Annotated in this window: 24 protein-coding genes; 1 reads left to right on the forward strand and 23 read right to left on the reverse strand. The window is 45.9% G+C overall.

The features are described 5' to 3' along the window. The first annotated feature begins 53 nt into the window (after window positions 1-53). The gene (locus tag NXH67_RS02640) at window positions 54-956 is read left to right on the forward strand and encodes a helix-turn-helix domain-containing protein (protein ID WP_022778003.1); all 903 of its coding nucleotides are present in this window, start codon (window positions 54-56) and stop codon (window positions 954-956) included. A gap of 31 nt (window positions 957-987) precedes the next feature. On the opposite strand, the gene NXH67_RS02645 is transcribed toward NXH67_RS02640, so the two are convergent. The 23 genes from NXH67_RS02645 to NXH67_RS02755 form a co-directional block, all read right to left on the reverse strand. Further along, entirely contained in the window at window positions 988-2,709 is a 1,722-nt protein-coding gene (locus NXH67_RS02645) for a CehA/McbA family metallohydrolase (protein ID WP_272796276.1), read from the reverse strand. 153 nt (window positions 2,710-2,862) lie between these two features. Then, entirely contained in the window at window positions 2,863-6,063 is a 3,201-nt protein-coding gene (locus NXH67_RS02650; RefSeq protein WP_272796277.1) for an alpha-mannosidase, read from the reverse strand. 54 nt (window positions 6,064-6,117) lie between these two features. Further along, window positions 6,118-6,849, reverse strand: a complete 732-nt coding sequence (locus tag NXH67_RS02655) for a hypothetical protein (protein ID WP_272796278.1) — start codon at window positions 6,847-6,849, stop codon at window positions 6,118-6,120. Between the two features lie 171 nt (window positions 6,850-7,020). Next, window positions 7,021-8,022, reverse strand: coding sequence for an ABC transporter ATP-binding protein (locus NXH67_RS02660; RefSeq protein WP_272796279.1), 1,002 nt, complete (start codon window positions 8,020-8,022; stop codon window positions 7,021-7,023). 1 nt (window position 8,023) lies between these two features. Beyond that, the gene (locus tag NXH67_RS02665; protein ID WP_022778008.1) at window positions 8,024-9,082 is read right to left on the reverse strand and encodes an ABC transporter ATP-binding protein; all 1,059 of its coding nucleotides are present in this window, start codon (window positions 9,080-9,082) and stop codon (window positions 8,024-8,026) included. Between the two features lie 13 nt (window positions 9,083-9,095). Beyond that, entirely contained in the window at window positions 9,096-10,214 is a 1,119-nt protein-coding gene (locus tag NXH67_RS02670) for an ABC transporter permease (protein ID WP_022778009.1), read from the reverse strand. Next, the gene (locus NXH67_RS02675; RefSeq protein WP_022778010.1) at window positions 10,214-11,287 is read right to left on the reverse strand and encodes an ABC transporter permease; all 1,074 of its coding nucleotides are present in this window, start codon (window positions 11,285-11,287) and stop codon (window positions 10,214-10,216) included. Before NXH67_RS02675 ends, NXH67_RS02670 begins: the two co-directional genes overlap by 1 nt. Before the next feature lie 90 nt (window positions 11,288-11,377). Continuing rightward, complete coding sequence (locus NXH67_RS02680) at window positions 11,378-13,468, reverse strand: ABC transporter substrate-binding protein (protein WP_272796280.1); 2,091 nt, start codon at window positions 13,466-13,468, stop codon at window positions 11,378-11,380. A 239-nt stretch (window positions 13,469-13,707) separates the two neighbouring features. Next, window positions 13,708-15,321 carry a phosphoenolpyruvate carboxykinase (ATP) gene (gene pckA, locus NXH67_RS02685; protein WP_272796281.1) on the reverse strand — a complete coding sequence of 538 codons (1,614 nt, stop codon included), beginning with the start codon at window positions 15,319-15,321 and terminating at the stop codon, window positions 13,708-13,710. A 257-nt stretch (window positions 15,322-15,578) separates the two neighbouring features. Continuing rightward, the gene (locus NXH67_RS02690; RefSeq protein ID WP_272796282.1) at window positions 15,579-16,883 is read right to left on the reverse strand and encodes a glycoside hydrolase family 27 protein; all 1,305 of its coding nucleotides are present in this window, start codon (window positions 16,881-16,883) and stop codon (window positions 15,579-15,581) included. A gap of 33 nt (window positions 16,884-16,916) precedes the next feature. After that, window positions 16,917-17,771 (reverse strand): 16S rRNA (cytidine(1402)-2'-O)-methyltransferase, encoded by an 855-nt coding sequence (gene rsmI / locus NXH67_RS02695; protein WP_022778015.1) that lies wholly within the window; start codon window positions 17,769-17,771, stop codon window positions 16,917-16,919. Window positions 17,772-17,829: 58 nt separating this feature from the next. Beyond that, window positions 17,830-18,474 (reverse strand): tRNA1(Val) (adenine(37)-N6)-methyltransferase, encoded by a 645-nt coding sequence (locus tag NXH67_RS02700; RefSeq protein WP_242830345.1) that lies wholly within the window; start codon window positions 18,472-18,474, stop codon window positions 17,830-17,832. Window positions 18,475-18,556: 82 nt separating this feature from the next. Beyond that, the gene (locus NXH67_RS02705; protein ID WP_272796283.1) at window positions 18,557-19,489 is read right to left on the reverse strand and encodes a PSP1 domain-containing protein; all 933 of its coding nucleotides are present in this window, start codon (window positions 19,487-19,489) and stop codon (window positions 18,557-18,559) included. Next, a complete protein-coding gene (locus NXH67_RS02710; protein WP_272796284.1) occupies window positions 19,486-20,532 on the reverse strand; it encodes a DNA polymerase III subunit in 1,047 nt (348 codons plus the stop codon). The genes NXH67_RS02705 and NXH67_RS02710 overlap by 4 nt, the downstream gene beginning before the upstream one ends. Before the next feature lie 103 nt (window positions 20,533-20,635). Next, window positions 20,636-21,076, reverse strand: coding sequence for a YaaR family protein (locus tag NXH67_RS02715; protein ID WP_022778019.1), 441 nt, complete (start codon window positions 21,074-21,076; stop codon window positions 20,636-20,638). 106 nt (window positions 21,077-21,182) lie between these two features. Then, complete coding sequence (locus NXH67_RS02720; RefSeq protein ID WP_272796286.1) at window positions 21,183-21,683, reverse strand: hypothetical protein; 501 nt, start codon at window positions 21,681-21,683, stop codon at window positions 21,183-21,185. A 25-nt stretch (window positions 21,684-21,708) separates the two neighbouring features. After that, on the reverse strand, window positions 21,709-21,852 hold the full coding sequence (locus NXH67_RS02725; RefSeq protein WP_272796287.1) for a hypothetical protein: 144 nt from the start codon (window positions 21,850-21,852) through the stop codon (window positions 21,709-21,711). Between the two features lie 69 nt (window positions 21,853-21,921). Then, window positions 21,922-22,371 carry a WapI family immunity protein gene (locus NXH67_RS02730; RefSeq protein ID WP_272796288.1) on the reverse strand — a complete coding sequence of 150 codons (450 nt, stop codon included), beginning with the start codon at window positions 22,369-22,371 and terminating at the stop codon, window positions 21,922-21,924. Next, a complete protein-coding gene (locus NXH67_RS02735; protein ID WP_272796289.1) occupies window positions 22,368-22,775 on the reverse strand; it encodes a hypothetical protein in 408 nt (135 codons plus the stop codon). Before NXH67_RS02735 ends, NXH67_RS02730 begins: the two co-directional genes overlap by 4 nt. Window positions 22,776-22,818: 43 nt before the next feature. Continuing rightward, window positions 22,819-23,133: an esterase/lipase family protein gene (locus NXH67_RS02740; RefSeq protein ID WP_272796290.1), complete on the reverse strand. Its 315-nt coding sequence runs from the start codon at window positions 23,131-23,133 to the stop codon at window positions 22,819-22,821. A gap of 123 nt (window positions 23,134-23,256) precedes the next feature. After that, on the reverse strand, window positions 23,257-23,448 hold the full coding sequence (locus NXH67_RS02745) for a hypothetical protein (protein ID WP_272796291.1): 192 nt from the start codon (window positions 23,446-23,448) through the stop codon (window positions 23,257-23,259). Between the two features lie 144 nt (window positions 23,449-23,592). Then, window positions 23,593-24,441 (reverse strand): hypothetical protein, encoded by an 849-nt coding sequence (locus NXH67_RS02750; protein ID WP_272796292.1) that lies wholly within the window; start codon window positions 24,439-24,441, stop codon window positions 23,593-23,595. Between the two features lie 139 nt (window positions 24,442-24,580). Next, window positions 24,581-25,171 carry a guanylate kinase gene (locus NXH67_RS02755; RefSeq protein ID WP_272796293.1) on the reverse strand — a complete coding sequence of 197 codons (591 nt, stop codon included), beginning with the start codon at window positions 25,169-25,171 and terminating at the stop codon, window positions 24,581-24,583. Window positions 25,172-25,208 lie beyond the last annotated feature (37 nt).

A 25,208-nucleotide genomic window follows, 5' to 3' on the forward strand; every position in this document is an offset into this window, starting at 1 on the left:
CTTTATACTTTTACTGTGAAACTAATTATTCAAATTTCGTTTATGGTGAACCAATGCTGATCAATGACAGTGTCTACTACGAAGACAACCACTATATAATCATCAACAACATAGCCAACAATATTTTTTATTACATTGATTATGATAAAAGGGACTATTCCATCAACATGGAATTCCAGCATCTCCACCCCTACTACGAGGTCATGCTGCTTCTTGCCCCAAATGCAACCCATCTCATTGAGGGTACTCCCTACAATATTCATATGGGCGATATGGTTCTGCTGGCCCCTTCCGTTATGCACAAATCCGTATATTACAAGGGTGAGCCAAGTAAGCGTGTCATCATCGATTTCATGTATCCGCTGGACAAACCGGAAACCGCCGAGGCCTACAAGGAGATCCTTAAGCCCTTCCATACTGAGGTTCCGATCCTCCGCCTTGAGCTGGAGGACAGGCAGCGCCTGATTGATATCCTGAATGACCTTTTTAGTTTTTCCAAAAATCATGACTACTACGGCAATGCAGCGGATGAATTCTACATCCACAACAAGTTCCAGGAGTTTTTGTACGGGCTCTACGAGCTCTCGGGTAAAAATATCTATACCAATGATCAGGCCTACAACTCCATAGAACAGAAGATGTATGAGATTTCCTCCTTTATTCATGCCAATTATAAGGATGATATTTCTCTCGCTTCTTTGTCTGAGCGCTTTTTTATCAGCCCCAGCTATTTATCTCGTGAGTTCAAGCAGGTTACGGGTTTCAATATTTCCAACTACATTCAGCTGACCAGGATCAAGAATGCCCAGTACAGGCTGGTCTCCACCAATGACAAGATCTCTGCGATTGCTTCGGACTGCGGCTTTGCATCCTTTTCTCAGTTCAACCGCATCTTCAACAGGATCAGCGGCTCGTCCCCGAGGGAATATCGCCAGTCTGCGGTGCTTAACAAATAATCCTTTGTGATAACTGATGGCACTTATGTTTTTACATGCACACCGGATTGGTGATGGCCATATTGGTGCAATCATCCATGGCCACAAAGTAAATGTAGTGGTCGTGGGGATATTCCAGGGGATTCTCTGTAAGCCTGCAGCTGTAATCGTAATGGCCGTTTTCTTCGGTTGCCTTGAGAATGATCTCTTTAACTACTCCGTTCTCGGTGCAGATCTGAAGCTTGCTCAAGGGTCTGTTGGAATATAGCTTAATTTTTATATCAAGTTTGTTATCTTCTTTATCTTCATCCCCAAGTTTTTCTCCGGGGCGCTTACCATTAACTGTTGTAAGAAGAATAGGTCCGTTGGTCAAAAAACTGTGGCCGCAGCGAAGGGCGTCCATGACCTTCTGCGGAGTCCTTGCTTTGCCATGTTCACTGCCTATTCCTATATTCACATAGGTTCTGACGCCGCCGCTGGTAAGGTTGGTCTCAGCCCATTTTTCCAATATTGGAAGGAGGCTCTCGCAGATCAGCGTGTATACCTTGACCTCTTCGGGATATTTACTTGAGAGTTCCTGCGTGTTTAGCTGTATCAGGTCTCTTGTATCAAGGATCTCATCATACAGAACATGATAATCATCGGCGCAGATGTTGTGGGTATCGCTTCCGGTGGTGGCAGGAAGGAAAAGGCCCTTCTTCATGCACTCATGCCACAGGTTTCTTGCCAGATCGTTGGTACTTCCCGGTAACATGGGATTGGAGCCGTTCCATATCTCCATGGTCTCGAAGATGTCCAGCATATCGTTAAATGCAGGATTCCAGGAGATTGCTCTCTGCAGATCTCTTGGGTGATTGATCTGAGCAAGGCCGCCCTTGTCCTTGATGATATTTGTAATCCTTACAAACTCGGAGCGCAGGTACTCATCGGTTCTGTCCTTCTGCTCCGGTATGTTGTAGATAACATCTGTGTCAACTCCCATAGCCATTACGTGGCCGTTGGAGGTGGAGATCTCTTTGGATATTACGGGAAGGAAGTCCTCTCTTTTTAAAGCCTGCCATGCCTTGTGACCAAGGATATTGTGGTGGTCTGACAGGGCTCCGTAGCCAAGGCCCATGGCCATCATGGAATTGGCGATATCCTGCGGGGATTCAACAACGTCATCATCTCCGCCAAAGGCGGGGCTGGAATATATGCTGTGATGATGGTTGTCTCCGGCTATCCATCCCATTTTTTCAAGGTCTATGAAGCGGTTTAGCTCATAGTATCTCTTCTCAAGGGTGTCTTTTTTCACCTCGATAGAGTCTGTGATGATCTCATATTCACTGCCCTTGGATACTTCGATGAAATAGCGGCCTTCCGGCAGATATCTGTGGAGCGTTCCGTCAAAGCCGGTGATATCCCTTATCATGGTTATCTTGCCGTTAACCCTGTCGAAATTCTCGAAGTTTTCTCCCTCAAGAAGTTTGAAGAATTTGACCTGGGAAGGTGTTCCCAGTCCTTTACAGGTGGTCTCTATGAACACATCTCCAAGCTCTGTGCAATTCTCAGGGATTCCGTTTCGGTGAAATCTGTTCCTTTTATTGGGGGCAGGATAGTCAACCTCATTGGTCCTTGCCTTGCCACCGGGGCATACTACCTTGGCATATCTTATGAAGTTTACAAGCCTCTCGGCATCCATCCCATCCACAATAGGATCGGACTGCCCTTTTTCCCGTAGCTGTCCCTGCAAAAGTCCTATTGCGATGGATAAAAATTTGGTTTCCTTACTCATGATTCCTCCACTTTTAATCCCATTTTAGGGTCAAATTACGGCATTATCTACGCGGTTTTTATGTTATGTTCACTTAAATATTGCATTTTTTGCTTAGCGCCTGTCACTTTCATCTGCTAAAGTGCCTGTCACTTTCGCGGGGTGAAGTGCCTGTCACCAGAAGGTAATGCTGTAGGTCTTGACCTCATAGGGTGCTATAGCAAAAGATAGTATTCCGGTGTTCCTGTCAAAGTCCTGCTCTACCCGGCTTGTTTTTTCCAGTAGGTTGCAGGCCCGGACGTTACGAATCTCCACCTTTTCAAAATCCTTAAAGAGCTGTGCCTTCACTTCATGGCTACGGCCGTGGGCTTCGTATAGGCGGATGATGATGGCGCCGGTATCCTCTGCCTTCTTGATGGCGCTTACATAGACACCTTTCTCATCACCCAGGTCTATGATGCCCTCCCGGAGCTTTGCCAGATCCTTGGCCATACTCTCCTGCAGGAAAGGTAAAAATCCAATACTCTCTGCGTTAAGCTCTTCTGCCTGCTCTATAACAAGGCCTTCCCTGAAATCGCCTCTGTGTGGAAGCAGCGAATATGTGAAAAGATGCACTCCCTGGTCCGCATCCGGATTAGGGAAGATACCTGATTTGATAAGGGTTAGTCTCATGAGCTTCTCTTTTGCATCATAGCCATACTTGCAGTCATTCAGGATGGCGACTCCATATTCACCGGTGTCCGCCGTCATATCTATCCAACGGTGGGCACAGCACTCAAATTTCGCTTTTTCTATGCTGGTATCTCTCTTTATCTTCCTTCGAAGATTGCCAAATTGGATATCGCAGTCCAGATTGGAAGCCTCCACTTCCACCGGGAATGCGGCCTTGAGAAGGGTCTGGTGCTCATGCCAGTCAACATCGGTCTCGAAATCAATTCGCTTTGAATGCTTGTAAAAAATGATGTTCTGACCAATAACGGATTTTCTGAAGTTCCTTTCAATATTTACATAGGCAGCCACATCAAAATCCTCAGCGTCCTCCTTCGGAACCTCCGGCAGCTCAATATACTGAAGATCCGTGATGTTCCAGCTGGTCTTTTCAAAATCCGCATCTATGTTCCAGGCATCATAATCCTTGGGCTTATCCTCAAAGGCCATCAGCCTGTTGAGGGGCGGCTGGGACAGATCCCTGATCTCCCTGCCAAGCTCTTTATCAAACAGAGACTCGATTTCTCCGTTCTCATCAAAAACAACTTTATAAAAAGGCGTCTCCAGTTCAGTTTTCTGCCCCTGCTTAAGGGCTTCCACAGGCCCATCTTCAGCATCAGCCTCAAAGTCCGCCTCATAATCCTCGTCAAAATCCTCGTCAAATTCGCAGTCAAAGCCTGTCGCCTGCTCGTAGGCAAAGCGGATAATTCCCTTGCAATCGCTGATGGCATCCTCATACTGTTCCCAGGAATCCTCATAGACTCCTTTTATAGAGGAACCCGGCAGAATGTCATGGAACTGATTGAGCATCAGAACCTTCCATATCTCATAGAGGTCGTTCTCAGGATATCTGATCCTTCCTGCCAAAAGTCCGTAGCTGCAAATAAGCTCAGCCTCCTTAAGCAGATACTCCAGCTGCCTGTTGTAGCGCTTGTTTTTGGCCATGGAGGTGTAGGTTCCCCGATGGTATTCGAGGTAAAGCTCTCCGGATATCTTAGGAATTTTCTCAGGCTTCTTAAGCTTTTTCAGAAGATCATCAAAAAAGGCTGTAACACTTTTGAGCTCTGTTCTCGGGCACCCGGGCACTCCCATTTCAAGGCGCCTGTCCATCTCCAGCATCTCCCAGGTGGGGCCGCCTCCACCGTCTCCAAACCCGTAAACAGTAAGAAGCTCATCGGTCAGCTCTTTTTCCCTGAAAGCCCTGTAAGTTCCAAGAATCTGCGACGGGTTCTGTCTTCCGTTGTAGGTGTACTCCAGAAGGCCGCCGGTCTTCATGGCCTTGTCCGCCAGGGGATAGTCACAGGTTGTTATGAGATAGGTGGGAATCTTAGTCCCATCAATTCCTTCCCAGTAAAAAAAGTCATGGGGAAGTCTATTTGTATCATTCCAGGCAAGCTTGGTGGTGACAAAGGCTCTGACTCCGCTCTTTTTAAGAATCTGAGGCATTGCAGCACTGTATCCGAAAACATCAGGAAGCCACAGGATATCGCTGTCTATTCCAAAGGCTCCTTTAAAATACCGTTTTCCGTAAAGTATCTGTCGAACCAGCGATTCCCCCGAAGTCAGGTTACAATCCGCCTCAAGCCACATGGCTCCCTCGGGCTCAAACCTGCCCTCCTTCACCTTCTCCTTGATCTCTTCAAACAGCTCCGGCTCATCCTCTCTGATATATTCATAGAGCTGGGGAGTACTCATCATGAAACGGTACTCGGGGTAACGCTTCATCAGCTCCATCACTGTGGCGTAGCTCCTGATGGCCTTTTCACGGGTCTGGCAAAGCTGCCACTTCCAGGCCACGTCGATATGGGTATGACCGGTACTTGCCACCGTCACAGGAAGATAATCTCTGCCGTAGAGGTTCTTCCTTAGATACTCCGAGGCCTTGATCGCCAGCTCATCTAAGATATCAGTCTTCTCTGTTATCACTGCCTCGTCAAAAGCCCCAGCCATTCCAAGAATTCGAAAAGCTTCTTCAAGACCTGCTATCAGCTCATCCAATATTTCCTTCTTGGAAAATCTAAATCGGTCATCTATCTTTTCTTCAAGAACTTCAGCCGAAAACGCCTCCGGAAGTTCCTCTTCTTTCCTGATACCAAGAAGCGCCTCCGCCGCCTCCAGCAGTACCAGTACGTCAAAATAGGCCCTGGTCACCGCCTCATTTCTGGCTGCCAGCTCCATATTCAGGAGATTCTCATTTTCTGCCAGGTTGGAATAGGCATAGATTCCAATATCAACAGCCCTGTCACGACCCTTTTCCCAATCCTCTTTTTCATAGACGACAACGCTGTTGTGGTTCATATCCATGCCGCAGCGCCTTATGCCATCTATGTATAGAAGCATCTGAGGGTTATCCGTATTCCAGATATCATCAGCTCCGGTGGACAGGAAAAAAAGCACCTCTTTTCCCCGATATATCTCCGGGATCCGGACCTTAAGCTTAAAGCAAAAATGGGTATCAGGCTTACCCCAAGCGCCTCCCGCCTTAAATTCCTCCCAGTCCTTTGGCTCCTCAAATATGGTCTCTCTACTGTCGTAGGGAATCTCGGTAAACCTTATTCCTTCCTTTGTCATGACCTTATCAATAGGCATAACATCAGAAAAAATCTGCTTTCCAAGGGCATTCTTTTTCTCTATAAGACCATTTATTCTTGTAATGTAATCCGGCATCTAGTCTCCTGTCTAAGTATCTGAATATGATATCCTGCTTATAGTCTTCTGATCTTAGTCTTCTCTAACAATACACTGTCTTGTATTCATGCTTCTTGGCGTAACCCCAATGTCCTCCAGCTGTTTCTTTATATACCCCGGGATCTCCCTCTTAAGCTCCGCTAAAGGGATATAATCCTCATGCTTTATCTCGTTTTCCTCGAATCTCATTGAGGGTTCAAACACAAAATTCTCTTTTATATACTCTACAACCTTCCTGTTCTCTTCCTCAGTGATATGAATGTCCTTAAGATATTCCTCAGGCGCATCCAGTCCACTGATTCCCGCAAGCCTTGTGCAGGCTTCGAATAGTTCCGGATAAAGATGCATGAGCCTGGGACTAGCCAGCATCGCATGCTTTCCCGGTTGAGAGTACATGATGAGCCTGCTGCCGTCAGGATATATCACCCTCGCCATCGTTCCATCATGTACAAGATATTCCTCTTCCATCTCATCCTTCTTGTACACACTGGTAAATTCCGGCAGCGTAGCTCTGAGAAACCTGCCATGGTAGCTACCTTCCGCTCCCACCAGGTTATCCTTTTCATCCAGATATACCCAGATATGCTCAAGGTCGTAGAGATGCTGAATATCATAGTCCAAATAATAAGCGTATTCGATAACCTTAACCGCCCCTTTGTAGTTCAAAAAATCAAACTTGCGATTGAAGGATCTGCTGACAGCGCCATCCTCTTCATACACCTCATACCCCACCCTCTTTATACTGAAAGGTTCCTTTTCGTCCATATATATAATTGGGGCATGACGCAGTACATATTCTCTCTCTTCCATATCTCCCTTCCTTATCTCTTGTAGATTTGGGCCAACGCAGATTTTTCACGAACTGCGCTCCTTCCGATACACAGAAGCCGCCTCCCATAATAGAAAGCGGCTTTGATAAAGTCTTAGGTTAAGGTCTTATTCAGTGTATTCAAATCCGCGCAGATTAAGCTCCTTAGCATAGTGGCAAGCCACGAAGTGTCCGGGCTCAATCTCCTTATATTCAGGTGCGACTTCTTTACATTTCTGCCGGCAATACCTACAGCGGGTGTGGAAATAGCAGCCGCTGGGCGGATTGGCGGGATTGGGAATCTCGCCCTTAAGGGGAATTCTCTCCTGCCGGAAGGTGGGATCAGCAACCGGCACAGCAGACATCAGCGCCTCAGTGTAAGGGTGCTTGGGATGAGCAAATATCTGCTCTGTCTCTCCGTATTCCACCATCTTACCAAGGTACATAACACCAACTCTGTCGGAAATGTGCTCAACCACCGACAGATCGTGGGAAATGAACAAATACGTAAGACCGAATTCCTTCTGAAGGTCTTTTAACAGGTTGATTACCTGGGCCTGAATGGACACGTCCAGAGCCGAAACCGCCTCATCACACACAATAATCCTGGGATTAAGAACCAGCGCCCTTGCGATTCCGATACGCTGTCTCTGACCACCGGAGAAAGCATGTGGATATCTCATAAGATATGAGGGGTTAAGTCCGACCTTAACGGCCATCTCTATTGCCTTTTTATCCATCTCTGCCTTGGACATCTTGGGATAGTTTGCCTTCAGGGGTTCCTTGATAATATCAAGTACAGTCATTCGGGGATCCAGTGAAGAATATGGATCCTGGAAGATCATCTGGATCTCCTTGCGGATCTCCTTCATTTTCTTTTTATCGATCTTTAAAAAGTCAACTTCCTCACCGGCCTCGGTTCTATAGTAAACCTCGCCCTCGGAAGCCTCATAGGCTCTTACGATGCAGCGGCCCAGGGTTGTCTTGCCACAGCCCGACTCACCTACGATACCGATGGTCTGTCCTTTCTCAACGGAAAAAGAGACATCGGTAACAGCCTTAACTACTACATTCTTGGAGGTAAAACGCTTGTGAACATTTTTTACTTCAAGTATTGCATTATTCTCCACGTTAATTTCCTCCTTCCTTAGCCTTGATTCTTGCCTCTACCTCAGCTCTGTGGGCTGCACAGGCAGGGTTGTTGCAGGCAAAGCAGGCAATCTTGTGTCCGGGCTCGATCTCAACAAGCTCAGGCTCAGCCTTATCACAAAGGCCCTCTATTCTGGCATCACATCTGTCATAGAATCCGCACTGCTCAGGAAGATTCATGGCAAGAGGCACAGTACCCTCGATTGAGAAGAGTCTGTCCTCCTTCTTACCGCCAATCTTGTGAACAGATCCGATAAGTCCCCTTGTGTAAGGGTGCTGTGGATTGGCATAAATTGTCTTGGAATCACCGGTCTCAACAACCTTTCCAAGGTACATAACGGCAACTCTGTCGCACATTCTTGCAACAACGCCCAGGTCGTGGGTGATGAACAGGATTGCCATGTTGAATTCTTTCTGAAGCTCCTTCATAAGCTCCAGGATCTGTGCCTGGATTGTAACATCGAGAGCTGTTGTGGGCTCATCCGCAATCAGAAGCTTGGGGTTACATACAAGAGCCATAGCGATCAGGGCTCTCTGCAACATACCGCCGGAGAACTCATGAGGATACTGGTTGTAACGCTTTTCAACATTGGCGATACCAACCTTTCTCATAACCTCTAATGATATCTCTTTTGCCTTCTTCTTATCCTTGGTGATATGAAGAAGTGTACATTCGTTAATCTGGTTTCCTATGGTGTACATAGGAGAAAAAGCTACCATGGGCTCCTGGAAGATCATGGAGATCTGCTTGCCGCGGACGTTTCTGATCTCTTTTCCCTTGGGGTCCATCTTAAGGATATCCACCTCGGTGTCATCCTCGTTTCTGAACATGATCTGTCCGCTGGGGATGCACTTGCGGTCGTTGATGGCCAGAATTGACTTACAGGTGATTGACTTACCGCAACCGGACTCGCCTACAAGGCCCAGTGTTTCGCCTCTTTTTATCTCGAAATTAACTCCTCTTACGGGAGTAAGGGTTCCGTCCAGCATCTTGATATCAACATGGAGGTCCTTTACTTCTATAATGTTGTCTTTTTCCATAAATCCCTCCTGATTACTTGTAAGGATCTGCCGCGTCTCTCATTCCGTCTCCGAGGAAGTTAAACGCAAGAACCGTAATTGTTACGAAAATAATTGGAATCAGTTTGTGGGGGTTAGCCGCTACGTCAGTAACTGAGCTTGCTTCCTGAAGAAGTACGCCCCAGCTGGTGGCAGGTGACTTGATACCCAGGCCAAGGTAGGACATTGATGTCTCACCTACGATGGATCCGGGAATTCCCAGTGTAAGAGATACGATAAGGTAACTCATAAAGCCGGGTACCAGGTGCTTCCAGATAATGCTCCAGGTGGATACACCTGACAGCCTTGCCGCCATAACATAGTCCTCATTTTTTAAGGAAAGCATTTTGCCACGAACTACTCTTGCCATTCCGGTCCAGTTGATGAAGGACAGGATAATGGTCATGTAGAAATACATCTTAATTGTTGAGATTCCCGCAGGGATAGCTGCTGAAAGTGCCATCCAGAGAGGAATCTGGGGAACTGCTCCGATAACCTCGATGATACGCTGGATCACGATATCGATAACTCCGCCGAAGTATCCTGATATGGATCCGATCGCTACGCCAAGGAAAAAACTGATGATGGCGCTGGCGAAGGGAATCGACAGTGATATCCTTGCTCCCAGCAGGACTCTTGAAAATATGTCTCGCCCAAGGGAGTCCGCACCAAAGAGGAATACTTTGGCTCCCGTACCTCCGTTGGATCCCTGCCCCACTCCGAAAAGATGCAGGTCACAGGGGATAAGTCCCAGGATTTTGTATTCGCAGCCGTGAACGAACCATTCGATCTTGTAATACTCGGAAAGGTCCGGCTCAAGCTGAACTTCAAAGGTCTTTTTGTCGATTGCTTTATCAAGCTTGTATACGTGAGGACCTACATGCTCGCCCTCAAATATTGTATAGATAGCGGTTGGAGCTGAATTTCTGTAGAGTCCGTCGAACTCATCCAGAGAATAGGGTGCCAAAAAGTCTGCAAACAGCGCTCCAAGATACAGAATTGCCAGTATAAAAAGGGATACTCTTGCAAGCTTATGTCTTCTAAGCTTTCTTGCCATCAGTGTCCACTGGGAGGCAAGATAATAATCTTCTTTTGTCTTTTTCTTTTTTGCCATTATCTTCCACCTCCTGAGTAACGGATTCTTGGATCAAGGAAGGCCAGTGCGATATCGGAGAAAAGAACACCGATAACAACCAGTACAGCCTGGATCATAACGATGGCGCCCGCAAGATACATGTCCTGGGACTGAAGAGCCTTGTACAGAACAGGGCCCTGAATCTGCATGTTAAGTACGAGAGCAGTAACAGTTGAACCTGAGAACAGGCTTGAGAGAACTCCGCCAAGACCTGATACTGTAGGGTTGATGGCTGCTCTGAAGCAGTACTTCATAATTATTTTTCCCTCAGATACGCCCTTAGCTCTTGCTGTAAGTGTGTACTGCTGGGCAACTTCATCAAGCATCTGGGCACGAACGGAACGGATGATACCGCAGGTTCCGCTGGTACCGATTACTATGATGGGGATTATCATTCTCTTTAAGAAATCACCGAAATTGTATAAGTGAATGCCGTTTTGCAGCATTTCCTGTGTAAACAGACCAACGTTGGCATTGCCTGTCCATTTATAGGAAATGTACATCAGCACAATAGCCAGAATAAAGTTCGGTATGGCCGTTCCCAAAAATCCGATGATGGCAGATATGTAATCTCCCACGGAATACTGATGGGTGCTGGCATATACCGCAATTGGAATAGAAACAAGATATTGGAACAGCATGATTATCGCTGTTACTCCTATGGTAAGTCCGAGCCTGTCATTAACAACGCTCCAGACATCACGACCATAGGCAAAAGAGTATTTCCAGTTATGATGTGAATGGTACAGTCTGTAGTATGCGGAATCCGTAGGTGTCCAAATGATATCTTTGACCCACTTAAGATACTGCTGCCAGACAGGCAGATCCAGACCATAGTCCGCACGCATTGATGCGGCGTAATCCGCATCTACAAGTTCTCCTTCAGTTGCAAGTGCTGCAATGTGAGCTGACACGTAATCCCCGGGTGGCAGCTGAATAACAAAGAAAACCAATATAGAAATCAGTATCAAAGTAGGGATAAACATCAGCACACGCTTAACGATGTACTGAACAAGGTCCTTCTTGAAAAAATTCTTTATCGCCTCTCCCATTGAAATCTTCCCTTCTCATTTAAATGGGGACGTGGAACTTACTTCACGCCCCCAACTTATTACTTGATTGATCCGAATCCGGAAAAAATTTTACTCTGCCTTGAACATTACTTCGTAATGTGCCATGTTAGCGTACTGATAGCAGTCAGCCCATACAAGGTTGTCAGCATAGTTCTTAATCTTGTTGCTGATAAGCTCGTAAGAATTCTCAGCCTTAAGATAACCGATTGACCAGAGATTCTCTTCATGGATCTTGAAGATCTCTTCCTGATACTTATCTCTCTCTGCCTCATCGGGAGTCAGACGCCACTTGTCATAGAGCTCAACGAGCTTGACCATATCGCCTGTAGGCTCAACGCCCTGTGCGCCGTTTGTGCTGTAATATGTGCCGTACTCACCATACCACTCAGCTGCCTGTGCGATAGGAACGAACGGTGCTGCTCTGTCCTTAAGTGATGCGCCGCCGATTGGTGTGTGAGGTCCCATAACTGCAATCCAGTCGTTGTTATCGATCTGTGTATCGAATGCTGATACCTCAAGATCCTTAAGTGCACAGTTGATACCTACGGCCTTGTAGTACTGCTCGAATACAGGATAAGAATCATCTGCGCCACCGTCGTATGCAAGGAAGGTGATCATGAGATCTGAGCCGTCTGCGAAATCGTAGAAGCCATCTGATCCCATTACAAGGCCGCAGCCCTCAAGCAATGATTTAGCCTTATCTACATCATACTCTGTCCACTTCTTAGACCACTCTTCGCTGTAGCCAACGTTGCCCTCAGCAGGAGCTGCCTGGCCGGGCTCAAGGAATCCGTCTGTAAGAAGCTCAGATACCTGTGATCTGTCTACGCAGATGGACATTGCCTCTCTGAAGTCCTTGTTAGCAAAAAGCTCTGCATAGTTCTTGTCTGTGTTTGTGTAGTTAAAGGTGATCTGGTAAGCACCCCAGTCAGTGGTTCCCCACTCACGAAGTGAAGCCTGATCTCCAAGATCAGCAAGGGTTGCTGCGATATCCTGCATTGCAATGGTGATGATATCGATCTCTCCTGAACGGAACATAAGAAGATCCTGTCCATCCTCGGAGGTTGTGTTAAAGTGAAGTGCATCTACATAAGGAAGCTGATTGCCCATTGCATCAACCTTCCAGAAGTAAGGGTTGCGATCCATGATGCACAGTGTGTCGTCCTTGGAGCTGTTGCCGGGTACTGTTGAAAGTACAAAGGAGTTAAGTGTAGGAAGTCCTGATGTATTCCAGAAGTTATAGGATACAGCCTTACCAAGATCCTTAACTGTAGCTGCATCGATGTTCTTCTTCTGAGCATTTGCAAGGACATCTTCCTCGGAAAGTCCTGTGGACTCATAATATTCATTCTCTACATAAGGAATTTCCTCTGTGTCGGGAATGAGATCATGGAGATAATGCTCGGGAGCCCAGCACCACTTGAAGTCACCGTTCTCGATGAAGTCTGCGGGATATTTGGGATTTACAAAGGTCCAGGTTACTGTGTAATCATCGTTCTTAGTAAGCTTAGCCCATGCATCCTCACCATCAACGGTCTCCTTAAGAGCTGCCCAGCTCTTCTTGCCGTCGTAGTTGGTAAGATGGCACATGTAGTACCAGAATGTGATATCGTCTGCGTTAAAGTCCTCACCGTCTGACCACTTCATGCCTTCTCTTAAGTGGAATACCCACTCTGTGAAGTCATCGTTGTGCTCAAAGGACTTGATAACGTTGGGATAATAAGATCCATCTGTGTTATATCTGATAATAGACTCCAGTGTAGGTCTTGAAAGGCCCCAGCCACCGCCTGCGCCTGTAAGATTGATAACGCCGCCGTAGTTACCGATCTCAATGGGCTTGCCTGTTGCATCAAGTGTCTCAACGAATACATCGCTGGTGCTTGGAAGTCTGTCTGCAACTGCAGGAAGTTTGCCGCTTGATACCTGCTCTGCAAGCATAGGTGCTTCCTGATAGCCTGTTACCTCAACAGGGTCAGCAGCAACCTCAGTAGCAGTATCAGTCTGCGCATCTGTTGTCTGTGCAGGAGCTTCTGTCTGAGTGTCAGTGCCGGCATCTGTGTTTGCGGGAGTAGCCGCACCGCCACAGGCTGTAAGCATTGAAACGGACATTGCTGCCGTAAGCACTGCAGATAATGCCTTGGTCTTAATGTTCTTTCTCATAAATCCTCCTTCTTAAGCTAAACCTCATCTATAAACTCTTATGTTTATGTCACGAGTTTACTAACGGTTCCTCAATTAATAACAAGTTTATTAGATATATTGCACATTTTATACTCGTTTTTTTGCGGATTTTGGAAAAAACATTGCATTTTTTGCTTAACTTAACCCAAATAAAAAGGATGGCTTTCCCAAAGGAAAACCATCCTCATTAAAAATCGTATTAAGCAGAAGCCTTCAAATTAAAGCTTGGGGCCTGCTGCAACAAGTGCCTTACCGGCATCGTTGCCTTCATATTTCTTGAAGTTCTTGGTGAATCTCTCAGCAAGATCCTTAGCCTTTGTCTCCCACTCGGAAGCATCAGCGTATGTATCACGAGGATCAAGGATTGCAGGATCAACTCCGGGAAGAGATGTAGGAACTTCGAAATCGAAGATCGGGATCTTCTTGGTCTCAGCCTTGAGAACGTCGCCGTTAAGGATTGCATCGATGATTCCACGAGTATCCTTGATGGAGATTCTCTTGCCTGTGCCGTTCCAACCTGTGTTTACAAGGTAAGCCTTAGCTCCGCTCTTCTGCATCTTCTTAACGAGCTCCTCACCGTACTTTGTAGGATGAAGCTCAAGGAATGCCTGTCCGAAGCAAGCTGAGAATGTAGGTGTAGGCTCTGTGATTCCTCTCTCTGTTCCTGCAAGCTTAGCTGTGAAGCCTGAAAGGAAGTAGTACTGTGTCTGCTCAGGTGTCAGAATTGATACAGGAGGAAGTACTCCGAACGCATCAGCAGAAAGGAAGATAACGTTCTTAGCAGCAGGGCCTGAAGATGTAGGATTAACATTAAGAACAATGTTCTTGATGTGGTTAATAGGATAAGATACACGAGTGTTCTCTGTAACGCTCTTATCATCAAAGTCGATCTTGCCGTCTGCAGCTACAGTTACGTTCTCAAGAAGAGCATCTCTCTTGATTGCGTTGTAGATATCAGGCTCAGACTCCTTGTCAAGGCCGATAACCTTAGCATAGCAGCCGCCCTCGAAGTTGAATACTCCGTTGTCGTCCCAGCCGTGCTCGTCATCACCGATGAGAAGTCTCTTAGGATCTGTAGAAAGTGTTGTCTTACCTGTTCCTGAAAGGCCGAAGAATACAGCTGTGTTCTTACCTTCCATATCTGTGTTAGCTGAGCAGTGCATGGAAGCCATGCCCTTAAGAGGAAGGTAATAATTCATCATTGAGAACATACCCTTCTTCATCTCTCCGCCGTACCATGTATTGATGATAACCTGCTCACGGCTTGTGATGTTGAATGCTACGCAGGTCTCTGAATTAAGACCAAGTGCCTGATAGTCATCAACCTTAGCCTTGGAAGCGTTATAAACTACGAAATCAGGCTTGAACTCTGCAAGCTCTGCATCTGTAGGCTGGATGAACATGTTCTTGATGAAGTGAGCCTGCCAAGCAACCTCTACGATGAAACGAACTGCCATACGGGAATCCTTGTTAGCTCCGCAGAAAGCGTCAACTACAAAGAGTCTCTTGTTGCAAAGCTCTTTCTTTGCAATGTCCTTAACCTTAGCCCAAACTTCTTCGCTCATAGGGTGGTTGTCGTTCTTGTACTCGTCAGAAGTCCACCAAACAGTATCCTTTGAGTTAGCATCCATTACGATATACTTATCTTTAGGTGAACGACCTGTGTAGATACCTGTCATAACGTTTACTGCGCCAAGCTCTGTGTCAACACCTACCTCATATCCTGTAAGATCTGGCTTCTTCTCTTCTTCGTAAAGAAGCTCATATGAAGGGTTGTAAACCAGCTCGGTTGTGCCTGTGATGCCATACTGAGTTAAATCAATGTTTGCCATTCTGTGACCTCTTTTCTTTAAATATTTTTTGCGCAAATAGTCTGATATTATCAGTTTGCAGTTAATAAATTGAATAATATGCAGAAAATTCGCAGATACACTGTTAAAAGTTGGGCCAAATTGAGCCCACTACTACATTTATACTACAAAGGCAAGATTTTCACAAGAATTTCAGGGCAAATTTGTATAAAATAACTGTAAATTTCCCTATTTGAGAATTCATTCTCATTTTCCTGCAATAATCTTTAACTCACGCCTTATTCTGATATTCCTAACTCATAGCAAAGTACAGAATGCGGTTTGAGCTCAACCTGGGTCTTATTCTTTAAGGTAAGGCCCTCTCCGGTCCACATATTTGCAGCAGGAAGCTCGTTCTTTGCCTTGATCTCCAGATCCTTGAATCTTATCTTGAACTTCTTCTTTTCCTCACTGATGTTAAAGAAAGCCACATAGGCCTTTTTCCCATCCTTGGACAGGCTCTTCCAGACAACCAGATCATCCTCCCTGGATATCTGTCTTGCCTTCCTTCCGTAGCGGTGCATATCAAGAAGCCTTGTATTGGTCATAAGCTCCAGGGTGAAGTCATCGTTCTCTCTCATCTCACCGCCAAACATCAGGGGCGATCTGAACATGCACCACAGCGTCATGAGAACTCTCTGCTCATCCTTGGTAAAAGAGGTATAATGACCTCCGCCTTCTTTTTCTATAAGACAGAGCTTGCCAAGAGGCAACATATCACAGTCAGGCCAGTGGTCCTTGCAGCCGATACCTTCCCAGGCATGGCACCTTTCGAACATCCCATAGAGATGTTCCCACTTATCCCAGAAATCATCGGTCATTCTCCACATGTTTGCATTTTCCAGAAGGAAGTCCTTCTGATCCACTCTTGCCGGGCCCGGTGAAAGACTGAGAACCATGGGCCTTCCGCAGTTCTCAATGGCCTTTTTGATCATGGCGATCTCAGAAAAACCTGCTCCGGGAGCCTCCGGTCCCACATCAACCCTTGCGATATCGTCAACCTTTACATAGTCAACGCCCCACTCGGCGTACATTTCAAAAATGGAATTATAGTATTCCTGCGCTCCCATTACAGAAGCGTCAACTCCGTACATATCTGTATTCCACATGCAGATGGAACCGGTCTGGGCGATATCCCTGGCTGTTGCTGTTGTCCCCAGTAAGTGCGTATTCCTATGCACTGCCTGCCTTGGAATTCCTCTCATAATGTGGATTCCGAACTTAAGCCCCATATCGTGAATTTCCTTGGCGATAGGTCCAAACCCCTTGCCCCCTGCCGAAGAAGGAAATCTGTTCACTGCAGGGATAAGCCTTGAATACTCATCCATCTCAAGCTCGGTGAACTTGTGATACCAGTGGGAATCCGCTGTGGGTTCATACCACTGAATGTCGCACACCACATATTCCCAGCCGAATTCCTTAAGGTGCTCTGCCATGTATCTGGCATTTCCAAGAAGCTGCTCCTCATTGACGCTTGCTCCGTAGCAATCCCAGCTGTTCCAACCCATGGGTGGTCTTTTAGCCACATAAGTCTTTTCTGCCATAATGCCCTCCAACTTTGCCAAAACTATTCGTCTTTACTTCTCACTCTCAAGAAGTGCCTGATAGATCTCCCTTTTGCCGACTCCTCTGTCTGCTGCCACCTTCTTCATGGCATCCTTATGAGATATCCCCTGATCTTCATAGATCTTCATGTGCTCCTCTATACTCATCTCCTGCCAGGAGAGCTGCTTTTCCGCGTCCTGCTCCTCCAGGCTCTTCCCCTCAATTACAAGGACATACTCGCCTCTTGGTTCATTTTGTTCGTAAAAAGCTATGGCTGCGGCGATAGTTGTCGGATTAGCCTCCTCAAATTTCTTGGTCAGCTCCCTGCATATGGTAATTCGCCTGTCACCAAGAGCCTCATAGAGGTCTCTCAGCACCGCCTTCAGATGATGGGGCGCCTCATAGACAATTATCGTCCTGCTCTCATCCTTAAGATCCTCCAGGATTCTCTTCCTTACCTTCTTATCCTCCTGGGATGGTAAAAAACCTTCGAAGCAGAATCTCCTTGTGCTAAGTCCCGAAAGTGTCAGCGCAGTGATACATGCCGCAGGTCCCGGAAGGGAAGTTACGGTTATTCCTGCCTTGTGGCACTCTGCCACCAGAACTTCACCGGGATCAGATATGGCAGGAGTTCCCGCATCAGTGATGAGGGCGACATTGGTGCCTTCCTGCATCTTCTGAATAAGCCACTGTGCCTTGTCATACTTGTTATACTCATGATAACTGGTCATCTCAGTATGAATATCAAAGTGATTCAGAAGCTTTATGCTGTTTCTTGTGTCCTCCGCAGCGATCAGATCAACTTCCTTCAAAGTCTCAAGAACTCTGAAGGTCATGTCGTCCAGATTTCCGATTGGAGTTGCACAAAGATATAATTTACCCTGCATATTTTCTCTTTCTATAAAAGCACAAAATAATTAACAACGATAACATGATAAATCTGTATTAATAGCCATAAATGTCATAGATCTCGGGAGTATATTTCCCCGGCTCTTCATAGATGATAAGCGGCTTTTCCACTGTAATGCGGCTCTTTCCGCCTCGTGCTCCCTCGATCAGCACCATGCTGGGCTCTTTGTCCACAAAAGGATAAACAAGCTGCATCCTCTTGGGTTCCACCTTGTACTCATGCATCAGCACCATGATCTCTGCCAGTCTGAAGGGCCTGTGGACCATATAGAACTTACCTCCGCTTTTAAGACATCTGGCTGCTGCCGAAATGACATCCTCCAGATCACACAGTATCTCATGTCTTGCGATGGCCTTGGGCGCATCGGGATTTTGCAGCCCGTGTCCTCCTATCATGTAGGGAGGATTGCTTGTTACAACGTCAAAAGAGGCAGCATCAAATAAATGTCCTGCCTCCTTGATATCGCCGTTAACTATTTTCACTTTGTCCTGAAGGTCGTTAAGAAGAACGCTTCTTCTGGCCATGTCAGCGCTTTCTTCCTGAATCTCAAGACCGATCAGTTCACTGGCGGGCGTCTTGGCCGCCATAAGTATGGGAATAATGCCGGTTCCGGTGCCAAGGTCCAGTACTCTCCCGTCCTCGGGAGCTGAGGCAAAGCCTGACAGCAAAACCGCATCCATTCCAAAACAGAATCTCTCAGGATCCTGTATGATCTTATATCCGTTTCTCTGAAGATCGTCCAGTCGCTCTGTGCTCTTTAGCTCAATTGTCGCCAAGCTTTGACTTTCCTTCCTGTTTCTCAATCTTCTCCAGGGCCTCAAGTTCCTTCATCTCCTCGGCTTCCTGGGCACTCTTCTTACCATTGTTCTTTTTCTTCTGCTTCTTCTTGAAGAATTCGATGTCCTCGAGCTTGTACTCGTGAACTTCCTTCTCATCGTCCACTTCAACAAGGATCTTCAGGGTCTGACGAAGGATATTAACACTTGATACCTCGCCCTCAAGTCCGTCCTTAGCCTTGCAGAAATCGCCGATTCCGGGCATCTTGCGGTTAAGCTCCTCGTATACATCCTCTTCGTTCTTGAGGCAGCACATAAGTCTTCCGCATACTCCGGAGATCTTGGTGGGATTAAGGGAAAGGCTCTGCTCCTTGGCCATCTTGATTGATACTGGCACGAAGTCTGAAAGATATGAATGGCAGCACAGTGGTCTGCCGCAGATGCCGTAGCCACCGATTATCTTGGTCTCATCCCTTACACCGATCTGGCGAAGCTCGATTCTGGTCTTGAATACAGAAGCCAGATCTTTTACCAGCTCTCTGAAATCTATTCTGCCGTCGGCAGTGAAATAAAAGAGAATCTTGTTGTTATCAAAGGTATACTCAGCATCAATGAGCTTCATATCAAGATTGTGCTTCTTGATCTTCTCGAGACAGATTCTGAAGGCTTCCTTCTCCTTCTCTCTGTTGCTTCTCTCCTGCTCATCGTCCTTGGTGCTGGCTGTTCTGAGGACTGTCTTAAGGGGCTTGATAACCTGTTCGTCCTCAATGTCTCTGGGCTCGCCCACTACTGTTCCGTACTCAACACCTCTTGCGGTCTCTACAATAACGTGGTCACCCTTTTTGATCTCATACTTACCCGGTGAAAAGAAATATATCTTTCCGGCGGATCTGAATCTTACGCCGATAACTCTTGTCATAAACACTCCTTAATGCCCAGAAGCATCAGCTCCAGAGCTAAATCTATGTTAACATTGGAACTAATGCGATTCTTCGCAGTTTCCATGTTCTTAATAATACGATCTATCCCCTCGTAGGTGGTAGTTTTCGTAACACTACTAATATACGATACCTTGTCGGTGAAAATCAAGTGAACATCCTCTCCTGTAGCCTTATAAACCAGCATGTCACGAAACAGGAACAGGAGCACATCCATGAAGTCCTCAAGCGCAACCAGGTCGATACCCTTTTTGGCCGTCTTGGAATCTTCCTCCTCCGGCTCCAGAATGGCGTGGACTCTGTTCATGATGTCATATATCTCAAGGTTCTTAAGCTTCCCCACCAGCTCTATGGTCTCGTTCTTGAGATTCTCAAACCTCTCGTTGGAGGCAAGACTGATGGCCTTACCCACATTTCCCCTGGCAAAAGAGGCACATACCATGGCCTTGTAATCCACAATCTTACAGGTCTCCATCAGGAATTTTGTAATGGCTTCGTCCCTGGCGGGTTTCATGGGAAGCACTATGCATCTGCTTATGATAGTGGGCAGGAATGCATTGATGTTATTGGTAAGAATTATCATTACGATATAGGCCGGAGGCTCTTCCAGGGTTTTCAAAAGAGCGTTCTGGGCCGCTACGGTCATTTTTTCCCCTTCAGGAATAATGTAGATCTTATAATCACTCTCATAGGGGCGTATGACAACGTCATCACGAAGTTTCTCCCTGATGTCATCAACACCTATGCTGTTTGGCTTATCGTGGGTAATTGTGATGATATCCGGATGGTTCTCGGAAAGTGCCTTGATGCAGGAGGGACACTCATTACAGGCCTCGATATAATCGCCTTCATTCTTCCTGTGCTGGCACTGAAGTGCCTTGGCAAAGATCCTTGCAATATACTCTTTGCCCGCCTCATTCTCCCCTGAGATGATATACGCATGGGATACCTTGCCGGTCTTAAGAGCATTCTGCATATGCTCCTTCATCTGCTGTTGATCTATGATATCAGAAAAATCTGCCATTTCGCCTCTTCTCCTTAATGGACGCTATCATAATCTGTATTGTTCGAAAAGGTTGGCAGATTATTAGGGGCTTCCACCAAGAAGTCCCTAAGCTATGGGCCTATCAGGTAAAGATATCCAATAGGAGCCCCTGTATCTGTCCTATTTTAGCCAGGATGGCTATATTGTCCTTCTCATCCTTAACAAGTTCCCGGGCCAGAGCATCCAGTTCATCGTCCACCTGCCTGATGATGCCGTAGACTCTGTGACGCCCTCTCCTGTCCAGAAAGTTCTCTCTGGAAAACTCATGGGACCTTGTTACCACTTCATTCAAAAAGTCCTTGATAAGTATCCGATACCTCTGCATATCCTTGATGTCGTTTTTCTTGGAAATGCGGTCTCCCTGCTGGATAATATCCTGAAGCATCAGATTAAGACGCTCCGCAAGGCCTGTATCCTCAAGCTTACTTGTGAGCACAAATTTAAAATCCCCTGTGGCCTCCTGAACTTGCTCCGGAGCCTGGGGCTGATTGGTAGGTGTGATACCGCTTATCTTAATATCCATAAAACGCCCTCCAAATCAACGTGCTACCTCTAGTTATTATACCACAATAGAACGGGAAAAAAGTACTACCGGGGAGGGTCTTGACGAAGACATAAAATAATCCGCCTCATGGCGCAGAGCCCTCCGCCTTATCCATATAGTCTCTTATGTTAAAAGACTCTTCGGTTCGCTGCTCCTCATCGATTATCCCGGGAACCAGCTCTGTTGTATATGTATCTCCTGTATTCGGGTCCACATAGTAGCGGATCTGAGCTCCGGTGTAGGACCTGAACAGCACAACAATCTCTCCTGCTTCGCTGTTTGAAACCTCAAAGTAAGTTGTGTAATCCTCAGACCCCAGCATTCCCTCCAGATCCGGGTTGTTGGCGATGCAGTAATTCTTTACCGCTTCCAGTGCCTGCTCCTGTGTAATCACAGTATCCGCAGCATTTCCTTCTGCCTGCTCTGTCTGCTCTGCAGGTGCGTTCTCTCCTTGTACGGCCTGCTGCCCGCTCTCCGCAACAGGAATAGGCTCTTTTTCCAGCCCCGTGGCATTTTCTTTCTCCGGTCCGCAGCCTGTCAGCGCCAAAACCACGCCGCAGGTCATCAAAATAAGTCGTTTCTTCATAATTTTCCCCTCTCATTCTTAGAACTTATAGCATTTTTCTTGCTTCATCCATTGTGACGCACTTACAGAATCTGGTGGGCCACAGGAATTTGTTGTAGTAGTTGTAGCAGGACTCCTTGTCCATGTACTCGTTGTCAAAAGTGGAATTGGCATACTCCGGAACAATCACTTCCAGATCATTTCTACTACTTAATAGAGCTGAGGTATTAACCCTCAGCTCTGTGTATCACAATCTCTATTATAACTTATATTTGGAAAAGTCTGCAAACAAATCGCGGACAAAGTCTTTCAAATCGGTCTGATCTATCTCGCTCTCATAGCTTAATTCCTGTGTATGACCGTTTCTTCCCATACTGCTCAGCTTCCCTTTTACCACGATATGTCCACCTGTCTTTGCAAAAAACTCAATGAAATTGTGCTCACCGTAGGGCTCCTCTAATCTTACGTTTCCCTCTAATTTGTCATAGACTTCTTTCAAACCTTCAGCGAATACTGCTACATCTCTGGCCCCAACGTCCATTGATGAATCAGCAGAATAGCCATCACTGGTCAATCTCACGGTTAAAATGGTATTTGTGGGACACTTCAGATCTTCTTCAAAAACCTTGGGCTTTAATTCTAATGAAAAACTGCCTGACTCGATGCTAAACATTTCCCCAATTAATCCTTTCTTCTCATACAAAATCATATGTTTACAGAGTATAGAACATTTTCTTCCATATCCGCGAGAAACACCGGAATCTCTATATCTTTGATATTCACATTCACTTCCTTCTTGTTCCTTTTTCCAATCCAGTTTTTGCAAATGTTTATCTGCTTCGCACCTGAAAGAGCCGCAAGCTCAGAGATCATATTTGAGAGATCAACTATCTCCTGATTCTTAGGATCATGTCTGCCCACAGCGCTCTCGCAATCGCAGCCCCCGTCTGTTATGCGGAACTCCGTCTTAACAATCTCGGTTGACTCCTTTACCGCGGTCTTCACATCATGTCTGGTTCCCCGTGCCAGATTGTATTCATATTTCCCTATCACACTTTCATACTCTGCTTCTGATACATCACCGTTTAATGCACCATGTAAGAAAAAGCACATATTGTATCTCCCTTTTAGTATCCCATCCCGGCAAGGCCTTCTACTACGCCAAGATAAAAGTCTGTAATGTCCGACACACCTTCACCTTTTTTCCTGGTGAAACGCATCCTTCGCATATCAACTTCGTCGCAATGAGAAATCCCGCGCCGCTCTCCTCAAGGACCTCTTTTACCCTCTCCGCAAGATGCGCCGCGTTGGATTCCACCGAGCCGGAACTGTCCTGATTGCCGTAATAAATCATGCAGCCCGCTTCTTCAGGCTTTGCCGGGATTCTTCCCCAGTAATTCAGATATTTGCGGTCTCTGAAGCCCATTCCATGCACCATAAGGATTGGATATTTTAAATCGATCTTATTCATACAAAAAAAGCCTCCGGGAAATTTAGATAACCTAAGTATACCCCCCGAAGGCTCTGATAAAACTCACGGGTGAGTGTCGTTAAGGCCTCTTGTTTTACCTGATATGTAAAAATATGCCAAGAATTATCTTGTGACAATAAAGATCACAAGCCCAATGAAAATGGCAAGGATGATAATGTCAGAGATTATCTGCTCCTTCCATTTGTCATGGACATTGCCGGTTCCGTCGTTTAAATTTTCTATTCTGTCGAGGCCTTGAGTATAGGTCTCCCCTTTAAGAAAAAATCTTTTATTGTGATTCTTAAAACTTCCCATACTTCAACCTCCTGAAATATTCAGATACTCTTTTCTTTTTTGTCATCATATCATGATGACTTTCCCATGCAATATGAAGCATCTGAAATATACAGAATCTTGACTGAAATGTCAGAAAAAGAGAGGTGTTACCACCTCCCCCGATCACTTTTTTATGCTCATATATGCAATAGATTTTCTTGCACGATACCGGATAAAAATATCCTCATCATTCTCATATTTCTTAAGTAATTCAATGTTTTTGGCAGAAGGATAATACTTTATTCCCGCCATAGCCGATAATTTCAGATTCTTCCTGATAAAACGTCCGGAAAAATAGTACTCCGCACCATCTTTGATTCCCAGCTCCGCATCAGTTATATCATCGCTGTTTAAATATCTGAGAAGCAGGGGCTCCATCTCCGGAATCCCCGCTGAAGACAGCTTCTCCATAGCCATAGATAAGTAAAATGCATCCCTCGGATCCGATAGCAAAGAGACCAGCTTCAATCTGTGTTCTTTGTCTTTCATCCTGGCAAAAACAGATCCGTACTTAGCACAAATCTTTATATTGTCCTCTTTGTCTTTTGTCGGAATATAATCCTCTGAGTGTTTGAAGCAGTCGTATCCATCCATAAACATGTCAAAAAAGAGATCCATGTCCTCACTATCATCAGGATTAACCGGCACAAATCCTACGAAAAATGATACTTCATTCACATCCAAAAAATTATGCTCAGTTTTTACAGAGACAGAAACCACATAATACCTTTTCCCATTTATCTTTAATACAGTAACCTGCTTATTATCTACTTCAGTTCTTGTCTTAAGATACTCTAAATCAGAGGCTGTAGGCTTCTCCACCTCAACCTCATCAAACATTGTCGGAATCTCAATATAATCAATCCCCTCAAAGAAAATATCATCATTGGTATCATCTTCATTTCTTCGCCTGAGAAGCATCTGATCATGTGACCATGTGAAATAACACAGTCTATATGGACATTTTGACATGTTCACTCCCTCCAACACGCATGAATACTCACTTCTTCAATTGTACCATTTTTTCATTCAAATGGAATAGTCCGCCGCAACATCCAACAAAAAAGCTGCGCTACGGATAAACTCCGTCGCACAGCTCTGTCAGCTCATTTTATAAAAAACTTTTGATATACCCCGTTATCTCCTGAATGCAGCTCTCGATCTCTGCATTATTGAAGAAACGTTTGGTAACGCCGGCCTCTGCGATCTTCTCCTCTGAGAAGTCCTCTTCATCAGCCAAAAAGCGTCTGCACATCTCGTCGTACTTGGGATGTTCCTGCTTGGCCTCACGGTGCATGGCACGCTCAAGACGAGTCCTGGCGTCCACATCAATAAGCAGCGGAACCACATTCTCACTTCCGAAGTAGTCCCTTGTATAACAGTATGACTCCAAAGTTCCGATAACCAGATAGTTGCCGGTCTTAAGGTCGATCTGCCCGTCATCCGCAGTAAAGTAGCGCCATGGACCATAATTGGTGTGATATGTGCGCTCCTCGATGATCTTTTTTGCCGCCTTAAGAGACTGGTAATCCTCTTCACTCTTGAAGAAATACTGAACCCCATCAGTTTCTCCGTCCCGCATCGGGCGGGTTGTGTAGAGCACCACCATCTTAAGCGCCAGCTCCTCATCCTTGATCAAAGACTTGTAGATGGTGTCCTTGCCGGATGTGCTTTTTCCCATTAAAAGAAATATCTTCCCCATAATCGAAATTCCTTTATATATCCATTAATTTAACCAA

This window comes from Butyrivibrio sp. DSM 10294 (assembly GCF_028539135.1).
GTDB lineage: Bacteria > Bacillota > Clostridia > Lachnospirales > Lachnospiraceae > Butyrivibrio.